Consider the following 17,192-nt stretch of genomic DNA (forward strand, 5'->3'; position numbering starts at 1 on the left):
AGCTCGTTTCCGACTCCTTCGGGGGCCGCTCAAAACGCGTTTGCGTTCAAGCGAGGTGCGAATTATAGACACCACAAAAAACCTGTCAACACCCAAACGTTACTTTATTTCCACGCGCGAAAAACGACGCTTGCCAACCTGCACGACAACGCGCGCTCCAACCGGCAATACCGCCTCTTTGCTCTGAACCTTCTCTCCATCCAGGCGAACCGCGCCTTGCTGGATCATGCGCAGGGCTTCAGACGTGCTTGCAGTGAGGCCTGCCTGCTTCAATACGTGTACAAGCAAGCACTCTCCGCCTTCCGAGGCGATCACCACTTCGGGCATATCCTCCGGCAACACGCCTCGCTGGAACCGAGCCTCAAACTCGTCATGCGCGGCAACGGCCGACGCTGCATCATGGAACCTTCCTACGAGCTCTTTGGCGAGTTCGACCTTGACATCCCGCGGGTTACGACCGCCATCGACGTCATCACGCAACTTCGATATCTCCACTGCCGATCGAAACGACAGCAGCTCAAAGTAACGCCACATCAAAACATCGGAAATCGACATCAACTTACCGAAGATCTCCGAAGGTGACTCATCGATACCGATGTAGTTGCCGAGCGACTTGGACATTTTATTAACGCCATCCAGGCCTTCGAGTAGCGGCATCATCAAGACACACTGAGGCGCTTGGCCGTAGTCCTTCTGCAACTCGCGGCCAACCAGGAGGTTGAATTTCTGGTCCGTGCCGCCGAGCTCGACGTCTGACTTCATCGCAACCGAGTCATAGCCTTGGCAGAGCGGGTAGAGAAATTCGTGCACGGCAATCGATTGATTGTTCGCGTAGCGCTTTGAGAAGTCATCTCGCTCCAACATGCGCGCTACGGTGTAGTGCGATGAGAGCCGGAGCATGCCCGCAGCGCCCAGATCATTCATCCAGGCAGAATTGAAGCAAACTTCAGTACGTGCCGGATCAAGCACCTTGTACACCTGCGCCTCATACGTACGCGCATTTTCAAGAATCTGCTCGCGAGACAACGGCGGGCGGGTCGCGTTTTTCCCGCTGGGATCACCAATCATTCCAGTGAAATCACCAATCAGGAACATAACGTGATGCCCCAACTCCTGAAAATGGCGAAGCTTGTTCAATAGCACCGTATGCCCCAGATGCAGGTCTGGTGCGGTTGGGTCGAAGCCCGCCTTGATCCTGAGGGGCCGGCCGGCCTGCAGTTTTGCAATCATCTCCGACTCAACAAGAAGCTCATCAGCCCCTCGCTTGATCAACTCAAGCGCTGCACTTAAATCACTCATCCAACCACCTTACAGTTTTGGTGTATCGAGCCGATACGCTTTTTGCTAGACTCGAAAAAATTTGTCGCCGGGGACGTCATGCTTATCCGAAAGTCCAAAATTCTAGCCGATCGGGCCGATCAACGCGCGCCAAAGCTGTCGCGTCGCTGGCTCTCGGTCGGTATCGTCGGAGCACTTTCACTTACGGTTGTCGCCGCCACTGCGGTCGTGCCCAACCAACCGGCCAATGTTTCAACCCAAACAATCACCGAAACGCTCGGTACGCCACAGTTCAGCATTGCCGCCAGCAGTGACCTGCCATTTGTACATGAAGACCGTGTACGCCGCGGCGACACCCTTGAAACAATCTTTCAGCGGCTTGGTGTCAACGATGCAGAAGCCAGCCGCTTCATGCGTAAAAGCGACGAAGGACGCCAGGCCCTCAGGCAATTGCGCGCCGGCAAGACAGTCACAGCAACCGTGGCTCCCGACGGCAGCCTCATTGAACTGACACTCCCCCAGACACGAGGCGAGGATGTCTTCGCACTGGAACGCGACGGCGCCACGTTTAAGGCAAAGTCGAACCAGAAAGCACTGACCAGCATTGTCGAGATGCGAAGCGGCACGATTCGACACTCGCTCTTTGGTGCGACAGAAGCCGCTGGACTCCCGGATGCAGTCGCCACGCGCCTGGCAGATCTCTTCGGTACGGAAATCGATTTCCGGACCGATCTACGCAAAGACGACCGCTTTAGCGTCGTCTACGAAACACTCGTCAACGAAGACGGCCGCCAGAGTGGCATCGGCCGCGTTCTCGCCGCCGAGTTCGTCAACCAGGGACGGAGGCATGCAGTCGTTTTGTATCGGGATAAAGACGGCCGCGAGGACTATTACTCGGAAGACGGGCGCAGCCTGAAACAGGCCTTCCTGCGCTTCCCGCTGGAATTTACACGCGTCACCTCAGGCTTCTCGCAGCGCTTCCATCCGATCCTAAAGAAGTGGCGCCAGCACAAGGGCGTGGACTTTGGCGCACCGTCCGGCAGCGCCATCAAGGCAACATCCAACGGCACCGTCGATTTCGTCGGCACAAAAGGCGGCTACGGCAAAGTGGTCATCATCCGTCATCGCGACAAGATCACGACGCTCTACGCGCACATGAAAGGCTTCGCGAATGGATTGCGCAGAGGCGCTGCCGTCACCCAGGGCGATATCATCGGCTATGTTGGCCAAACGGGCTGGGCGACCGGCCCTCACCTGCACTACGAATTCCGCGTCAGTGATACCGCCAAAGACCCGATGTCGATTGCGCTGCCGACGGCAAATCCGCTATCAAAGTCGGAGCTTGTAGCGTTCAATACTGCAACCCAGATGTACCGTAAGCGCATCGAACTCCTGAACCCCGAGCGCGAAATCAACTAAGTCACACAACGCACCAAACACGTCGGGCCTGCCGTTTGTTCAACGGCAGGCCCGACGTGGTTTACAAACCCTGCTTGCGAGAATTACACAGAGAAGGAGGACCCACAGCCGCAGGTTGTTGAGGCATTCGGGTTGCGAATGACGAACTGCGCCCCTTCAAGACCTTCTGAATAGTCAATCTCGGCGCCAACCAGATACTGGTAGCTCATCGGATCAACCAGCAGGGTCACACCGTTCTTTACCATCGCAGTGTCGTCTTCCGCCACCTCCTCATCAAAGGTGAAGCCGTACTGGAATCCGGAGCAGCCGCCACCACTCACGAAGACACGAAGCTTCAAGGCCTCATTGCCCTCTTCTTCAATCAGTTCCTTAACCTTGTTGGCCGCACTGTCGGTGAAGACCAAAAGATCACCCAAGTCAGTCGCAGTTGCTTCCATTATCTCTCCCGGGGATGTTGAGGCCTGGCGCAAAGCATGCGCCCAAACCTTCTAGCAGTATGTAGACGGTAGCGCATCGGCAAGAGTTCCGCCAGCGTGCGCAACCACTGAAAAACTGTCGGCCACAATGACAAAAGCCGCCCAAAGGCGGCTCTTGTGGACCCGAAACGATCAACGCTTCGAGAATTGCTTCCGGCGACGAGCCTTGTGGAAGCCGACTTTCTTACGTTCGACTTCACGTGCATCGCGCGTCACGAAACCAGCGCGGCGCAGATCACCCTTCAACTCAGGGTTGTAGTCGATCAGCGCACGCGTGATGCCGTGACGAACCGCACCGGCCTGACCCGATTCACCACCGCCATCGACATTCACCATGATGTCGAAAGTGGTTTCGTTGCTCGTCAGAACCAGCGGCTGGCGCACAATCATGCGGCCCGTTTCGCGGGAGAAGAATTGGTCTACCGGCTTGCCGTTGACAACAATGTTGCCACTGCCAGCCTTGATGAAAACACGCGCCACCGCACTCTTGCGACGCCCCGTGCCGTAGTTATAGGTCACAGCCATTTGGAGGCTCCTGCTTAGATGTCGAGAACTTGCGGCTGCTGAGCCGTATGCGGATGCTCGGTACCGGCATAGCACTTGAGCTTTTTCAGCATTGCGTAACCCAGCGGACCTTTCGGCAGCATGCCTTTGACGGCGAGCTCAAGCACGCGGCCGGGCTTGCGCTGCTGCAGCTTGGAAAAGCTGGTTTCGTACAGGCCACCGGGGTAGCCAGAGTGACGATAGTACTTCTTGTCTTCGGCTTTGTTGCCGGTGACACGAAGCTTGTCTACGTTGACGACCACGATGAAATCGCCGGTGTCCACGTGAGGCGTAAAGATCGGCTTGTGCTTGCCGCGCAGGCGACGGGCCACCTCGGCAGCGAGACGGCCAAGCACTTTGTCCGTCGCATCGACGACGAACCAGCCCCGCTGAACTTCATGCGGCTTGGCAGAGAAGGTTTTCATGTTTGTTCCTTGTTTTCTCGTCAGGCCTTCTGTCTCGACGGCCACCGAATAGAAAGCCGCCAATCCTAAACGAGCCACCAGACAAGTGTCAATGATATTTTTCGTCTTTGCGACGGATTGCAGGCAAAAAAAACGCAGCCGGGTAGGCTGCGTTAAATCCACACCAAAGGAGGAGGGTGGAGGAGACAATCTGGAGATCGGGCGCCGCTGGCACACATCAATCTCGAACGGTTCCAATTATCTTCATCGCGCCGCCCCTTCGCAAGCCTTTTTTGTGCAATGCGTCATAAATGTTTCGATCGCACTATAAACAATTCTTATCTCCATCAATCCCCCCTGGCTGCGGGCATTTCGAGAATAGCCGGGCTCTGAAGTTACTCGTACAGGAAGACACCGGGCAAGAATTTGTGCATCGCAGCACGCTGCGGTACGGCGCCCTTCCGCGCAGTTGATAGAATTGCACTCTCAGAACGCCGGGGCGTCGCAAGACACCGCAATGACATCAAAAGGAATCGATGCATGGAATGCGTAGTGAAATGGGTTGGAGATGCGAGCTTTCTCGCCGAGACCGGCAGCGGGCACATCGTGGTCATGGACGGCGCCCCCGAAGCGGGCGGCCGCAATCTCGCGCCTCGCCCCATGGAAATGCTGTTGGTGGGCGCGGGCGGCTGCACGGCGTTTGACGTAATGCTTATCCTCAAACGCGGGCGCCACCCCGTCTCGGACTGCCAAGTGAAAATTCAGGCTGACCGTGCTGACACCGACCCGAAGGTCTTCACGCGCCTCCACTATCACTACGTCGTCACCGGAGCCGGCCTCAAGGCAAGCGCAGTCGAACGCGCCATCCACATGTCTGCAGAAAAATACTGCTCGGCGTCGATCATGCTCGGCATGACGGCGGAGGTCAGCCACACTTGGGAGATCGTCGACCCAAGCGTGATTCAGACCCAATAGGCGGTTGTCGTCATCACGCGCGATGCCCCGCGCATCGCCGCGCAAACCATTGACGGCAGGGGCACGCCGCCGAGCGCGAGCGCCTTGTCGGCATGCTCGCCCTCATCGATCATCATCTGCGTCACGATGGCGCGTGAGCGAGCATCCTCGTCGGGGAGTTGCGTCAGGTGCGACTTCAAGTGCGACTCCACCTGACGCTCCGTCTCGGCGAGAAAACCGAGGTTCCACGCTTCGCCGAACTTGCCCGCGAGCATACCAATGGTCAGCGCACCGCCGTACCAGAGCGGATTCAGCAGGCTCTTGCGTCCGCCAAGCTCACGGATGCGGTGCTCGGTCCAGGCCAAATGTTCGGTCTCCTCATCGGCCGCCTGACGCAGCGCGAGCGTCACCTCAGGCTGGCGTGACATCAGCGCCTGCCCTTGATACAGCGCTTGCGCACAAATCTCACCAACGTGGTTAATCCGCATCAACGCCGCGGCACGCTGACGATCGACATCCGCCAGCATGGGCTCAGGCAGGTCGGCGCCAGGCAAAGGGCGCTGGCTGGTCGCCGGCGCAAAAACGGTTCGCAAGGCGCGGTCGACATGAAGAATCAGTGCATCGATCATGACGGCGCGCTCATCGCCAGTCGGTCGGCGGGAAACGCAGCTTCTGGATGACATCCCTGGCTTGCAGCGGCGTCGTGCCATTACACAGAAAATCCTGCATCAACACGCTTTTGGGCTCAAAACTGCTGTTGCCCACCGGACGCCACGGGTTCACCTTGGGCGCCGACCACTCGCCCTCAACCGCGATGGCATACAGACGGTTTTCGCCCGTAGCGCACCGGAACCCCTCGTAGGTGACCGATACCGCACCGCGGGTCGATCGCGTCACCAAAGGCAATCGCGTCACACCATCCTTGCCAATTTCGATATGGGCGCCATCCACAAAGAAGCTTCCCTGCCCGCGGCGACGCACATCGAATTCGATCAAATCGGCTTCAACGGGCATCGTCGTCGGCAAAACAACATCAGCCTCATCCCACTTCACGATTTCATTGGGGTCTTGCCACTCACGCACCGGTCCATTGATGGTACATCCGGCGAGCGCGGCCACCACGACCGCGCTCGCTACGCGCACAAACTGCTTCGCGTGCATGCATTCTCCCTTTGACTGGCTACGCCCCAATGGCGGCCTCAATTTCGGCAAACGTGCGGGCGACCTCACCCACGAAGGGCGGAATCCCCAGCTGCCGCGCTATTTGCGACGCCGAAAACACCCCCCGAATATGTGCTGGCAGCCCGGCCTCGCCCGGCTCGACCACCAGCGCGTGCTGTCGTCCAAGCAAGCGCAGCGCGCTCACGACATCGCCAACATGAGCATTGAGTACATCGCGAAGCGCGAACGCCTCGACCGCATCGACGCGGGTCATGATATCGGCGATGGTCAGATCGGCCACCGCCACCGCACGGTTTTGCGCCACCATCACAGGCTGTTCGCCAAGCAGATCGCTGGCCGTAACCAGTCCTTTGACCGCGCGGCGATCATCGGTCACGAGCAGCATGCGCACGCCACGCAGAATCATGGCCTGACGTGCATCATCGAGATTCATTCCGGCGGGGATGGTCGCTGCCGGCACCCGATGAAGGTCGGTCATGACTTCCACGGCAGATGACCTGGCGCTCACCCGTCGAGGTACGCCGGGCTCGGGCACCTGGTAGACAACGTCTCCCAGGCGGATGGCAGGCAGCGGGTTGGTATTGTTCTGGGTCTGATCCATCGTCTCCTCCTTAGGTCGCGAGCCGTGATCAGGGGATCACGGGAGCATGGACTGCTCCCGATTTCAGACCATCGGATCGGGCGACCGGTTCTGCGGCATGTGCCGCTGGCGCGATAGCAGGTCGGACAATTCCTTGAGCGCCTGCTGGTAAACCCCTCGCTTGAACTCAATCACCGTGTCGAGCGGCACCCAATAATCACTCCAGCGCCAGGCATCGAATTCTGGATGACTGCAGGCCCGCAAACAGACATCCGTATCGCGGCCGACCAGCCGAAGCAGAAACCAGATTTGTTTCTGCCCGCGATACGTGTCTCTCCACTGGCGTTTGATCCAGTGTTTGGGCACGTCATACTTGAGCCAGCCACGGGTTCGGCCAAGGATTTTGACATGCTCGGGATGCAGACCGACTTCCTCGTGGAGTTCTCGAAACATGGCCTGCTCCGGCGATTCGCCGTGCTTGATGCCACCTTGCGGAAACTGCCAGGAATGCTCCCGAATACGCTTACCCCAAAAGACCTCGTCCCGATGGTTGACCAGAATGATGCCGACGTTCGGGCGATAGCCTTCACGATCGAGCATGATGGAACCTTAAAATTGTCTGAGTTGATAGCGATTTTTCCACACTTCCTGCGGCATTGAAAGCAGGCGTACAGCACGATTCGCGCCACTGCTGTCGATGACGGAATGGGCTACGGTAGAATCACTGCCTTTGATACCACCTTTATTGCGGAATTCGACCCATGCGCGCCTCGCACTATTTCATCTCTACGCTCAAGGAAGCCCCCTCTGACGCCGAAGTAACCAGTCAGAAGCTGATGCTGCGCGCCGGCCTGATCAAGAAAACCGCTGCTGGCATCTACAGCTGGATGCCCATGGGCCTGAAAGCCTTGCGCAAAGTGGAAAATATCGTGCGAGAAGAGATGAATCGCGCCGGCGCGATCGAAGTACTGATGCCGGCCGTACAACCTGCCGAGTTGTGGGAAGAGTCTGGCCGTGCGACGCATTACGGCCCCGAGTTGCTACGCTTCAAGGATCGCCACGATCGCGACTTCGTGATCGGCCCCACCCACGAGGAAGTCATCACCGACATCGCCCGCCGCGACATCCGCAGCTACAAGCAGCTGCCCAAGCACTTCTATCAGGTGCAAACCAAGTTCCGTGACGAAATCCGGCCGCGCTTCGGTGTCATGCGCGGACGCGAATTCCTGATGAAGGACGGCTACTCCTTCCACAGCAGCTTCGACGACCTGGTGCGCGAGTATCACAACATGTACGCCACCTACACCCGCATCTTCACCCGCATCGGCCTCGAATTCCGCGCGGTCGCGGCAGATACCGGCTCGATTGGCGGCACCGGCTCGCATGAATTCCACGTCATTGCAGACACCGGCGAAGACGACATCGCCTACTGCCCCGACTCCGACTACGCCGCCAACGTCGAACTGGCCGAAGCGCTACCCATCAGCACCGTGCACGGCGTGGCCTCCGAAGCGCTACCCATCAGCACCGTGCACGGCGTGGCCTCCGAGGCGCTCACCAAGATCCACACGCCGGGCGTCAAGACCATCGCCGAGCTGGCCGCCTTCCTGAACATCCCCGAAACCCAAACGGTCAAAGCCATCGTCGTCGAGTCCGATGGCGAAGTCGCGCAAGCCGTGCTGATGCTGCTGCGCGGCGACCACGAGCTCAACGAGATCAAGGCGCAGAACCTTGAAGGCATCAAGTCTCCGCTCACTTTCGCCACCCCCGAAGCGATTGCCGCCGCCTTTGGCGCCAATCCGGGCTCGCTCGGCCCGGTCGGCTTCACTGGCCGGGTGATCATGGACCGCAGCGTCGCCGCAATGAGCGATTTTGTCATTGGCGCCAACGAAGACGACTACCACTACACTGGCGCCAACACGGGACGCGACTTCCCCGGCCCCGAGATCGCCGACTTGCGCAACGTCGTCGCCGGCGACCCCTCGCCCGACGGCAAGGGCACGCTGGCGCTGTGCCGCGGCATCGAGGTCGGTCACATCTTCCAGCTGCGCACCAAATACGCCGAAGCCATGGGCGCACGCTTCCTCGACGAAAACGGTCGCGAGCAAGCCATGGAAATGGGCTGCTATGGCATCGGTGTCTCGCGCATCCTCGGCGCCGCCATTGAGCAGAACAACGACGAGCGCGGCATCATCTGGCCGACGGCGATTGCGCCCTTCCAGCTGGTCATCTGCCCGGTTGGCTGGAGCAAGTCCGACGCCGTGCGCGAAGCCGCCCAGGCACTGTACACCGAGCTGAGCGAGGCCGGCGTGGATGTCATTCTCGACGATCGCAACGAGCGCCCCGGCGTGATGTTTGCCGACTGGGAGCTGATCGGCGTGCCGCATCGCGTGGTTATTGGCGACCGCGGCCTGAAGGAAGGCTCGGCCGAATACCAAGGCCGTCGCGACGCCAGCGCCACCGCCGTGCCGATCGCCGAACTGGCCGCCTTCGTGCACGAGAAGCTGTCCGCATGACCACACTGGCCTGCCCGCTTCGCCGCCTGCTCGGCACCTCCGCGATCCTCTCGCTGGTGACGCTGGCGGGCATGCAAGGCGCGCAGGCCGGGCAGCAACAGTACGAACCGCTATCGGCCAGTGTGCAGGCATCGCTGCAGGGCGCGGTCAGCGATCGCGCGCCGCGCCAGCCCATTTTTGCCAGCCACGCGTTACGCGACCACTGGCTGAGCGAAATGAGCCGCCAACTCGCCAAGCGCATTCCTGACGCGCGCTATCGCCATGATCTGCTGCTGTCGGTGCACTACGAAGCCACCCGCGCCGGCCTCGACCCGCAGCTGGTGCTCGGGCTGATTCAGGTGGAGAGCAATTTCCGAAAATACGCCGTCTCGTCAGCGGGTGCGCGCGGCTACATGCAGATCATGCCCTTCTGGTCCAAGCTGCTCGCGCAGAGCGAAGACAACCTCTTCCACCTGCGCACCAATCTGCGCTACGGCTGCACGATCCTGCGCCACTATCTGGATATTGAAAAAGGCGACCTCTTCCGCGCGCTGGGCCGCTACAACGGTAGCCTTGGCAAGTCGGACTACCCAAACAAGGTACACGCTGCCTGGCGGCGCTGGGCCTACCAGCCGCCGCCCGAGCTCATCACCGCCGCCAATCTGCCCGACGCACGGCGCTAACCCCTGTGTGGAAAGCGCTGCGCATCGCTTTGCTGCTGATTGTTCTGGCCACCGTCGCGCTCGGCGCCTGGCGCGCCCAAAGCCGCGCCACATCGTGGATCAATACGCTGCATGTGACGATCTACCCGATCAACGCCGACGGCCGCGACGCCACCGCCCGCCACATCGCACAACTCGGCCCCCGCGATTTCGAACCGATCGCCGAATGGCTCGGCAGTGAGGCGCAGCGATACGGCATCAACACGCTCAAACCGATTGCCATTACCCTGGCGCCTCCCCGCCAAAGCCTGCCACCGCAGCCCCTGCGTCATCCGAGCGCCTGGGAGGCGATCGTGTGGAGCCTGCAGATGCGCTACTGGGCCTGGCGCAATGACGACAGCCCCGGCCCACGGCCCGATGTGCGACTGTTTGTGCAGTATCACGACCCTGCGCTGCAGGCCTCGGTGCAGCACTCGGTCGGCCTGGAGAAAGGCCTGATCGGTCTGGCCAATGTATTCGCCAGCCGGGTTGATGATGGCGGCAACCTGATGGTGATCGCTCACGAAATGCTGCATACCGTGGGCGCCACCGACAAATACGACCCCGCCACCCTGATGCCGCGATTCCCCGACGGCTATGCCGACCCGGACCAGCGGCCCGCCACCCCGCAAACCCGGGCCGAGATCATGGCCGGGCGCATTCCGCTCACACCGGAGCGCGCGGATGTTCCGGTCAGCCTGCGCTACGTGCTCGTCGGGCCGGCCACCGCCGCCGAAATCGGGTGGCTACGCACGCCTTAAGCCAAGGCAGCGAGCAGTTTCTCGTGAATGCCGCCAAAACCCCCGTTACTCATCACCAGCAGATGGTCCCCCGGCTCGGCCGCAGCAACGGCCGCACTGACCAGCGCTGACACCTCGTCAAAACACTGCACCGCCTCGCCCAGTGGCGCCAGCGCACCCGCCACATCCCAGTCCACTCCGCCGCAGTAACACAGCACCGCGTCGGCGCCGGCCAGACTATCGGGCAGTAGCGCCTTCATTACACCCAGCTTCATGGTGTTCGAGCGTGGCTCAAGAATGGCCAGAATCCGACCCCCCGTCACCCGCTTGCGCAAGCCGGAGATCGTCAGTTCGATCGCCGTGGGGTGATGAGCGAAATCGTCATACACCGTCACGCCCTTGACCACGCCGCGCACTTCCAGCCGGCGGCGCACGCCTTCAAAGCGGCCGAGCGAGGCAATCGCGACCGGCGGCGGTACGCCCACATGTCGCGCCGCCGCGACCGCGGCCAGCGCGTTGCTGAGGTTGTGCGTGCCGGCCATCGGCGTCGCCACCGATCCGAGATCCTTCCCGGCCAGCGTGAACGCCGCCACGCCCGCCTCATCCATCGTCGCCTGCCAGCCCTCCGGCCCGTTGAACCACTCCAGCTCTGACCAGCAACCACGGTCGATCACCCGCGCCAGCGCCTCGGCCTCAGCATTGGCCACGATCCGGCCGGTGGCCGGCATGATGCGCACCAGGTGATGAAACTGCGTCTCGATCGCCGCCAGATCAGCGAAGATGTCGGCGTGATCGAACTCCAGGTTGTTGAGAATCACCGTGCGCGGCCGGTAGTGCACAAACTTGGAGCGTTTGTCGCAGAAGGCCGTGTCGTACTCGTCCGCCTCGATCACGAAAAACGGCGAGTCGGTCAGTCGCGCCGACACGCCAAAATTCTTCGGCACGCCCCCAATCAAAAACCCTGGATTCAACCCGCCGTCTTCCAGCATCCAGGCCAGCAAGGACGCCGTCGTGGTCTTGCCGTGGGTGCCCGCTACGCCCAGCACCCATTTGTCGCGCAGCACGTGATCGGCCAGCCACTGCGGGCCCGACACATAGGGCGCGCCGGCATCGAGAATCGCCTCAAGCAGCGGGTTGCCGCGTGAAATCGCATTACCGACCACATAAACGTCAGGCGCCAGCAACATCTGCGAGGCCTCGTAGCCCGAGGTCAGGGCGATGCCTTCAGCCTCAAGCTGCGTGCTCATCGGCGGATAGACGTTGGCATCACAGCCCGTCACGGTATGGCCGGCGGCCCGCGCCAGGAGGGCAACCCCGCCCATGAAAGTGCCGCAAATGCCGAGAATATGGATGTGCATGAAAGCTCCCGCGCCGGGCGTCCGCAAAAAGCGGTCTGTCATCCGGACGTGTAGAATGTGCTGGTCTGTTCCGTCTGGCCGCGCCGTCTGGATTCACAAGGCCAGAGATTCTAACCGATGGCGATCAGGGAGCCGCGCATGTCAAGCCGACACTCAGGGTCACGGACCAGTCACCTGCGTCAGGAAATCTCCGCGCTTGCCGCGCGCATGATGGCCGAAGATGGCGTTCAGGACTTTGGCTTTGCCAAGCGCAAGGCCGCCCGCCAGCTTGGCGCCACCGATGCCGACACACTGCCGACCAACGCCGAGGTCGAAGCGGCGCTGCGCGAATACCAGGCCATCTACCAGGACGACGAACACGCCGAGCGCCTCTACGCCATGCGCTGCGCCGCCGTCGAGGTCCTCCAGCTACTGGCGCCGTTCCGCGCCTATCTCACCGGCGCGGTGCTCGACGGCACCGCTGGGCGTTACGCCGAAATCGACATCGAAGCCTTCGCCGACAGCGCCAAAGACGTCGAAATCTTCTTTCTGAACCAGGACATCCGCTACGAACACCGCGAGCCGCGCCGGCTCACCCACGAACCGCCCGAAGCCATTCTGGTGTTCGACTGGAACGAGGTTCCCGTACGCCTGTCGGTGTACGATGCCCGCGCCGAGCGCCGCAGCCACACCGACCGCGCACGCCTCGATGCGGTCCAGCGTCTGCTGGCGGAGTCCCTGCCCCAATCATGATCCGACTCCCGCAGTCCGCGCTCATCGTCCTGGTCGCCATCGCCGCTGGCGCGCTCGGCTACTGGACCAGCCGCAATACCACACCCGCCATCATCCGCCCACTGGCCAGCGCGTCCAGCCCCAGCAGCCCCGACTCCGTGGCCCCCTCCGAAGGCGCGCGCCTGCTGGCCACCACCTTGCCGGACGCCGACGGCAAGTTGCACGCGCTGAGCGAACTGAAAGACAGTATCGTCGTCGCCAACTTCTGGGCCACCTGGTGTCCGCCCTGCCGCAAGGAGATCCCCGACTTCAGCGATGTGTCCGTGCGCTATCACGCGCGCGGCGTCCGCTTCGTCGGCCTGAGCCTGGATACGCCCGAACGTGTCGCTGCGTTTCGTGATGAAATGAAGGTGCCGTATCCCCTGCTGATTGGCGACGGATCCACGGTCGATCTGGCCACCCAGCTTGGCAACCCAGCCGGCGCGCTGCCCTTTACCGTCATCCTCGATCGCCAGGGCCAGATCCGCCACCTGTCGGTCGGGGGCTTGAGCAAATCGGATCTGGAAGGCAAAATCTCGGCGCTGCTTCCGTGAGCAACATGCGCCAGCCGCTGGACAAAATGTTGCGAAATGCGGCAAACTTGCCGACATGACGCCGAGAAATCGCAAAAAAGGGGCGCAACAGCCGCCATCTGACCAAGCGCTCGTGCTCGTACTGCACGGGCCGAATCTCAACCTTCTGGGCACTCGCGAACCCGATGTGTACGGTCGGACCACCCTGGCCGACATCCATACCGCCATGCTGAACCGGGCAGGTGCGGCGAGCGTCCGCCTCGAATCCTTTCAGAGCAATCACGAAGGTGAGCTGATCGACCGCGTTCAGGCCGCCGCGACGGAAGGCGTCGACTTCATCATCATCAATCCGGCGGGCTACACACACACCAGCGTCGCCCTGCGCGACGCCCTGGCGGCCGTGGCCATTCCTTACGTGGAAGTGCATTTATCGAACATCCACAGTCGGGAAGCCTTCCGCCATCACTCGTATTTTTCCGATCAAGCCGTCGGCGTGATCTGTGGGCTGGGGGCCGATGGCTACCTGGCCGCACTCGATTTCGCCCTGGCGCGCCTGACACAACATTAAGACGCCGGCGAACCACCGGCATCTACTGGAGAACCTCATGGATCTGCGCAAGCTGAAGAAACTGATCGACCTCGTCCAGGAATCGGGCATTTCCGAACTGGAGGTCACCGAGGGCGAAGAAAAAGTGAGAATCGCCAAACACAGCTTTTCGCATGCGGCCCCGCAGCCCGTGCAGCACACCGTACATGCCGCCCCCGTGGCGGCCGCGCCAGCTGCACCCGTCGCGACGGACTCGACCGGCCCCGAGAGCACCTTGCCGGCAGGCCATGTGCTGACCTCTCCGATGGTGGGCACCTTCTACCGTGCCGCCTCACCGGGCAGCGATGCCTTCGCCAATGTGGGCGACACCGTTGCCGTCGGCGACGCGCTGTGCATCATCGAAGCCATGAAGCTGATGAACGAGATCGACTCTGACGCCGCCGGTGTGATCAAAGCCATCCTGGTCGAGAACGGCCAGCCGGTCGAATTCGGCCAGCCGCTGATGATCATCGGCTAAGCCCGGATGACTCATCTCCTCGCTCATCACAACTGGACCCGCTGGCATGTTCGATAAAATCCTCATCGCCAACCGAGGCGAAATTGCCCTGCGTGTACTGCGCGCCTGCCGCGAACTGGGCGTTCGCACCGTCGCCGTTCACTCCACCGCCGACACCGAAGCCAAGTATGTCAAGCTGGCCGACGAGTCCGTCTGCATCGGCCCGGCGCCCTCCTCGCAAAGCTATCTCAATGTCCCGGCCATCATTTCGGCCGCCGAAGTCACCGACGCCGAAGCGATCCATCCGGGCTACGGCTTCCTCTCCGAGAACGCCGACTTTGGCGAACGTGTCGAGCAATCCGGTTTTGTCTTCATCGGCCCGCGACCTGAAACCATCCGCCTGATGGGCGACAAGGTCTCCGCCAAAGACGCCATGAAAGCCGCCGGTGTGCCCTGCGTGCCCGGCTCCGACGGTGCCCTGCCCGACGACCCGAAAGAAGTCGTCAAGATCGCTCGCGCGGTGGGCTATCCGGTGATCATCAAGGCCGCCGGCGGCGGCGGCGGTCGCGGCATGCGTGTGGTGCATACCGAGGCGGCGCTCATTAACGCGGTCACCACCACCAAGACCGAGGCCCAATCGGCCTTCGGCAACCCGGTGGTGTACATGGAAAAGTACCTGGAGCGTCCGCGCCATGTGGAAATCCAGATCATGGCCGACGCCCACGGCAACGCGGTGCACCTCGGCGAGCGCGACTGCTCCATGCAGCGCCGCCACCAGAAAGTCATCGAAGAAGCGCCCGCGCCCGGCATCGATCGCAAACTGATCGCCAAGATCGGCGAACGTTGCGCTGAAGCCTGCCGCAAGATCGGCTATCGCGGCGCCGGCACCTTCGAGTTCCTCTACGAAGACGGCGAGTTCTACTTCATCGAGATGAACACCCGCGTTCAGGTCGAACACCCGGTCACAGAAGCCATTACCGGTGTCGACATCGTGCAGGCGCAGATCCGTGTGGCCGCTGGCGAAAAGCTGTGGCTCAACCAGAAAGACATCCGCTTCGCCGGCCACGCCGTCGAATGCCGCATCAACGCCGAAGACCCGTTCAAGTTCACACCCAGCCCCGGCCGCATCACCAACTGGCACATGCCGGGTGGCCCCGGCGTGCGCGTCGACTCGCATGCCTACAACGGCTACACCGTGCCGCCGCATTACGACTCAATGATCGGCAAGCTGATCACCTACGGCGACACGCGTGAGCAGGCCATCCGCCGCATGCAGATCGCGCTCTCCGAGACCGTGATTGCCGGCATCAAGTCCAATGTGCCGCTGCATCAGGAACTGATGCGCGACCCCCGCTTCATGGAAGGTGGCACCAGCATCCACTATCTCGAAAAACGCCTGGCCGAACGCGAGAAGCCCTGATCGCATGTGGATTAACGTCACTATTCTGGCCGACGCCAACCGCGCCGAACAACTCTCCGACGCCTTGATGGACGAAGGTGCGCTGTCGGTGAGTATCGAAGACGCCGACGCCGGCACCGACGCCGAGCGTCCGCAATTCGGCGAGCCCGGCATGGCGCCCGCCAGCCTGTGGGACCACAGCCGCGTGCTCGCCCTGTTCGACAAGAACGCTGACATCACGAGCGCTTTGGCTCGAGCATCGGGCGCAGTCGGCTTCGACCAGGTACCGTCCTTCACGCTCGAAGACGTCGCCGAACAAAACTGGGTGCAGCTGACCCAGTCCCAGTTCGACCCGATCCGCATCACCGATCGGCTGTGGATTGTCCCGTCCTGGCACGAAGCGCCGAACCCAGACGCCATCAACATCGCGCTCGATCCCGGCATGGCCTTTGGTACCGGCTCGCACCCGACCACCCAGCTCTGCCTGGAATGGCTCGAAGCGGTCGTCACACCTGGCGCCACAGTGCTCGACTATGGCTGCGGCTCCGGCATCCTGGCCATTGCCGCATCACGACTCGGCGCCGGCCGGGTCGCCGGTGTCGATATCGACGAAAAGGCCGTCGACGCCGCACGCGACAACGCCGAACGCAATCAGGTCGACATCGAACTGCAAATCTCCGCCAAGCCACTGACCGATCAATTCGATCTGGTGGTCGCCAACATTCTCACTAATCCGTTGTGCGTCCTCGCCCCGGCGCTGTGCGCGCATGTCGCCCCCGGCGGGCAACTCGCCCTGTCGGGCGTACTCGACACACAAACCCAACAAGTCATCGACGCCTACGCGCCATGGATTGCGCTGAAGGTCGGCAAAACCCACGACGGCTGGGCCCGACTGGAAGGCTCCAAGCAGTGATGCGCACCCGATGCCCGGCCTGCCAGACGCTGTTCCGCATCAGCTCGGAACAACTCCGGGCACGGCAGGGCATGGTCCGCTGCGGGCATTGCCGCCACACCTTCAACGCGCTCGACACGCTCGAAGGCGACCCCGCCGTCGCCATCGCTCCGCCGCCACCCCTTCGGACCGCGAGCAGCCCCGTATTCATTCTTGAAGATCGCCCCGGTGAATCCACCGGTTTTCGCGCCCCACCGCGAGAGTCCGACCGCCTCGGCCACAGCGAAGAGCAACCCGCCGCACTTTTCCACTGGGGCGGCGGAAATATGACATCGGCACCTGCGCCCGAACCTGCGCCCGAACCTGCGCCCGAACCTGCGCCCGAACCTGCGCCCGAACCTGCGCCCGAACCTGCGCCCGAACCTGCGCCCGAACCTGCGCCCGA

At 61.7% G+C, this 17,192-nt stretch carries 21 protein-coding genes; 12 read left to right on the forward strand and 9 right to left on the reverse strand.

Going from position 1 to position 17,192, the window contains the following annotated elements; translation table 11 throughout:
* Positions 1 to 99: 99 nt before the first annotated feature.
* Complete coding sequence (gene tyrS, locus FHP91_RS20680; protein ID WP_144311346.1) at positions 100 to 1,299, reverse strand: tyrosine--tRNA ligase; 1,200 nt, start codon at positions 1,297 to 1,299, stop codon at positions 100 to 102.
* 78 nt (positions 1,300 to 1,377) lie between these two features.
* On the opposite strand from tyrS, the gene FHP91_RS20685 reads away from it, so the two are divergent.
* On the forward strand, positions 1,378 to 2,697 hold the full coding sequence (locus FHP91_RS20685) for a peptidoglycan DD-metalloendopeptidase family protein (protein ID WP_144311347.1): 1,320 nt from the start codon (positions 1,378 to 1,380) through the stop codon (positions 2,695 to 2,697).
* Positions 2,698 to 2,780: 83 nt separating this feature from the next.
* On the opposite strand, the gene erpA is transcribed toward FHP91_RS20685, so the two are convergent.
* The 3 genes from erpA to rplM all read right to left on the reverse strand — a co-directional run bounded on the left by erpA (position 2,781) and on the right by rplM (position 4,141).
* Positions 2,781 to 3,134 (reverse strand): iron-sulfur cluster insertion protein ErpA, encoded by a 354-nt coding sequence (gene erpA / locus FHP91_RS20690; protein WP_144180116.1) that lies wholly within the window; start codon positions 3,132 to 3,134, stop codon positions 2,781 to 2,783.
* A gap of 171 nt (positions 3,135 to 3,305) precedes the next feature.
* Positions 3,306 to 3,698 (reverse strand): 30S ribosomal protein S9, encoded by a 393-nt coding sequence (rpsI, locus tag FHP91_RS20695; RefSeq protein WP_144180113.1) that lies wholly within the window; start codon positions 3,696 to 3,698, stop codon positions 3,306 to 3,308.
* A 14-nt stretch (positions 3,699 to 3,712) separates the two neighbouring features.
* Positions 3,713 to 4,141: a 50S ribosomal protein L13 gene (gene rplM, locus FHP91_RS20700; protein ID WP_144180141.1), complete on the reverse strand. Its 429-nt coding sequence runs from the start codon at positions 4,139 to 4,141 to the stop codon at positions 3,713 to 3,715.
* Positions 4,142 to 4,660: 519 nt separating this feature from the next.
* Here rplM and FHP91_RS20705 point away from each other — a divergent pair.
* Complete coding sequence (locus tag FHP91_RS20705) at positions 4,661 to 5,095, forward strand: OsmC family protein (RefSeq protein WP_144311348.1); 435 nt, start codon at positions 4,661 to 4,663, stop codon at positions 5,093 to 5,095.
* On the opposite strand, the gene coq7 is transcribed toward FHP91_RS20705, so the two are convergent.
* The 4 genes from coq7 to FHP91_RS20725 form a co-directional block, all read right to left on the reverse strand.
* Positions 5,083 to 5,703, reverse strand: a complete 621-nt coding sequence (coq7, locus tag FHP91_RS20710) for a 2-polyprenyl-3-methyl-6-methoxy-1,4-benzoquinone monooxygenase (RefSeq protein ID WP_144311349.1) — start codon at positions 5,701 to 5,703, stop codon at positions 5,083 to 5,085. The two genes, FHP91_RS20705 and coq7, sit on opposite strands and share 13 nt — an antisense overlap.
* Before the next feature lie 10 nt (positions 5,704 to 5,713).
* Positions 5,714 to 6,235, reverse strand: a complete 522-nt coding sequence (locus FHP91_RS20715; RefSeq protein ID WP_144311350.1) for a CNP1-like family protein — start codon at positions 6,233 to 6,235, stop codon at positions 5,714 to 5,716.
* A gap of 19 nt (positions 6,236 to 6,254) precedes the next feature.
* The gene (locus FHP91_RS20720) at positions 6,255 to 6,857 is read right to left on the reverse strand and encodes a CBS domain-containing protein (protein ID WP_144311351.1); all 603 of its coding nucleotides are present in this window, start codon (positions 6,855 to 6,857) and stop codon (positions 6,255 to 6,257) included.
* Between the two features lie 63 nt (positions 6,858 to 6,920).
* Positions 6,921 to 7,436 carry an RNA pyrophosphohydrolase gene (locus tag FHP91_RS20725; protein ID WP_144180098.1) on the reverse strand — a complete coding sequence of 172 codons (516 nt, stop codon included), beginning with the start codon at positions 7,434 to 7,436 and terminating at the stop codon, positions 6,921 to 6,923.
* A 161-nt stretch (positions 7,437 to 7,597) separates the two neighbouring features.
* Between FHP91_RS20725 and FHP91_RS20730 the strand changes: the two genes are divergently transcribed.
* From FHP91_RS20730 to FHP91_RS20740, 3 genes are read left to right on the forward strand one after another with little or no spacing between them, the layout of a single operon-like run.
* Positions 7,598 to 9,352, forward strand: a complete 1,755-nt coding sequence (locus FHP91_RS20730) for a proline--tRNA ligase (RefSeq protein ID WP_144311352.1) — start codon at positions 7,598 to 7,600, stop codon at positions 9,350 to 9,352.
* Entirely contained in the window at positions 9,349 to 10,014 is a 666-nt protein-coding gene (locus tag FHP91_RS20735) for a lytic transglycosylase domain-containing protein (protein WP_144311353.1), read from the forward strand. The genes FHP91_RS20730 and FHP91_RS20735 overlap by 4 nt, the downstream gene beginning before the upstream one ends.
* Before the next feature lie 5 nt (positions 10,015 to 10,019).
* Positions 10,020 to 10,793 carry a hypothetical protein gene (locus FHP91_RS20740; protein ID WP_144311354.1) on the forward strand — a complete coding sequence of 258 codons (774 nt, stop codon included), beginning with the start codon at positions 10,020 to 10,022 and terminating at the stop codon, positions 10,791 to 10,793.
* Here FHP91_RS20740 and mpl read toward each other — a convergent pair.
* Positions 10,790 to 12,130 carry a UDP-N-acetylmuramate:L-alanyl-gamma-D-glutamyl-meso-diaminopimelate ligase gene (mpl, locus tag FHP91_RS20745; protein WP_144311355.1) on the reverse strand — a complete coding sequence of 447 codons (1,341 nt, stop codon included), beginning with the start codon at positions 12,128 to 12,130 and terminating at the stop codon, positions 10,790 to 10,792. The two genes, FHP91_RS20740 and mpl, sit on opposite strands and share 4 nt — an antisense overlap.
* A 138-nt stretch (positions 12,131 to 12,268) precedes the next feature.
* On the opposite strand from mpl, the gene FHP91_RS20750 reads away from it, so the two are divergent.
* The 7 genes from FHP91_RS20750 to FHP91_RS21210 form a co-directional block, all read left to right on the forward strand.
* Positions 12,269 to 12,862 carry a hypothetical protein gene (locus FHP91_RS20750; RefSeq protein ID WP_144311356.1) on the forward strand — a complete coding sequence of 198 codons (594 nt, stop codon included), beginning with the start codon at positions 12,269 to 12,271 and terminating at the stop codon, positions 12,860 to 12,862.
* Positions 12,859 to 13,434, forward strand: coding sequence for a TlpA family protein disulfide reductase (locus tag FHP91_RS20755; protein ID WP_144311357.1), 576 nt, complete (start codon positions 12,859 to 12,861; stop codon positions 13,432 to 13,434). The genes FHP91_RS20750 and FHP91_RS20755 overlap by 4 nt, the downstream gene beginning before the upstream one ends.
* Before the next feature lie 55 nt (positions 13,435 to 13,489).
* Complete coding sequence (gene aroQ / locus FHP91_RS20760; protein ID WP_144311358.1) at positions 13,490 to 13,981, forward strand: type II 3-dehydroquinate dehydratase; 492 nt, start codon at positions 13,490 to 13,492, stop codon at positions 13,979 to 13,981.
* A gap of 37 nt (positions 13,982 to 14,018) precedes the next feature.
* A complete protein-coding gene (gene accB / locus FHP91_RS20765; RefSeq protein WP_144311359.1) occupies positions 14,019 to 14,477 on the forward strand; it encodes an acetyl-CoA carboxylase biotin carboxyl carrier protein in 459 nt (152 codons plus the stop codon).
* Between the two features lie 46 nt (positions 14,478 to 14,523).
* Entirely contained in the window at positions 14,524 to 15,876 is a 1,353-nt protein-coding gene (gene accC, locus FHP91_RS20770) for an acetyl-CoA carboxylase biotin carboxylase subunit (RefSeq protein WP_144180071.1), read from the forward strand.
* A gap of 4 nt (positions 15,877 to 15,880) precedes the next feature.
* The gene (prmA, locus tag FHP91_RS20775) at positions 15,881 to 16,768 is read left to right on the forward strand and encodes a 50S ribosomal protein L11 methyltransferase (protein WP_144311360.1); all 888 of its coding nucleotides are present in this window, start codon (positions 15,881 to 15,883) and stop codon (positions 16,766 to 16,768) included.
* A partial coding sequence (locus FHP91_RS21210; protein ID WP_186301656.1) for a zinc-ribbon domain-containing protein occupies positions 16,768 to 17,192 on the forward strand: 425 nt, incomplete at its 3' end. The genes prmA and FHP91_RS21210, both read left to right, overlap by 1 nt.

The organism is Denitromonas halophila (assembly GCF_007625155.1).
GTDB lineage: Bacteria > Pseudomonadota > Gammaproteobacteria > Burkholderiales > Rhodocyclaceae > Nitrogeniibacter > Nitrogeniibacter halophilus.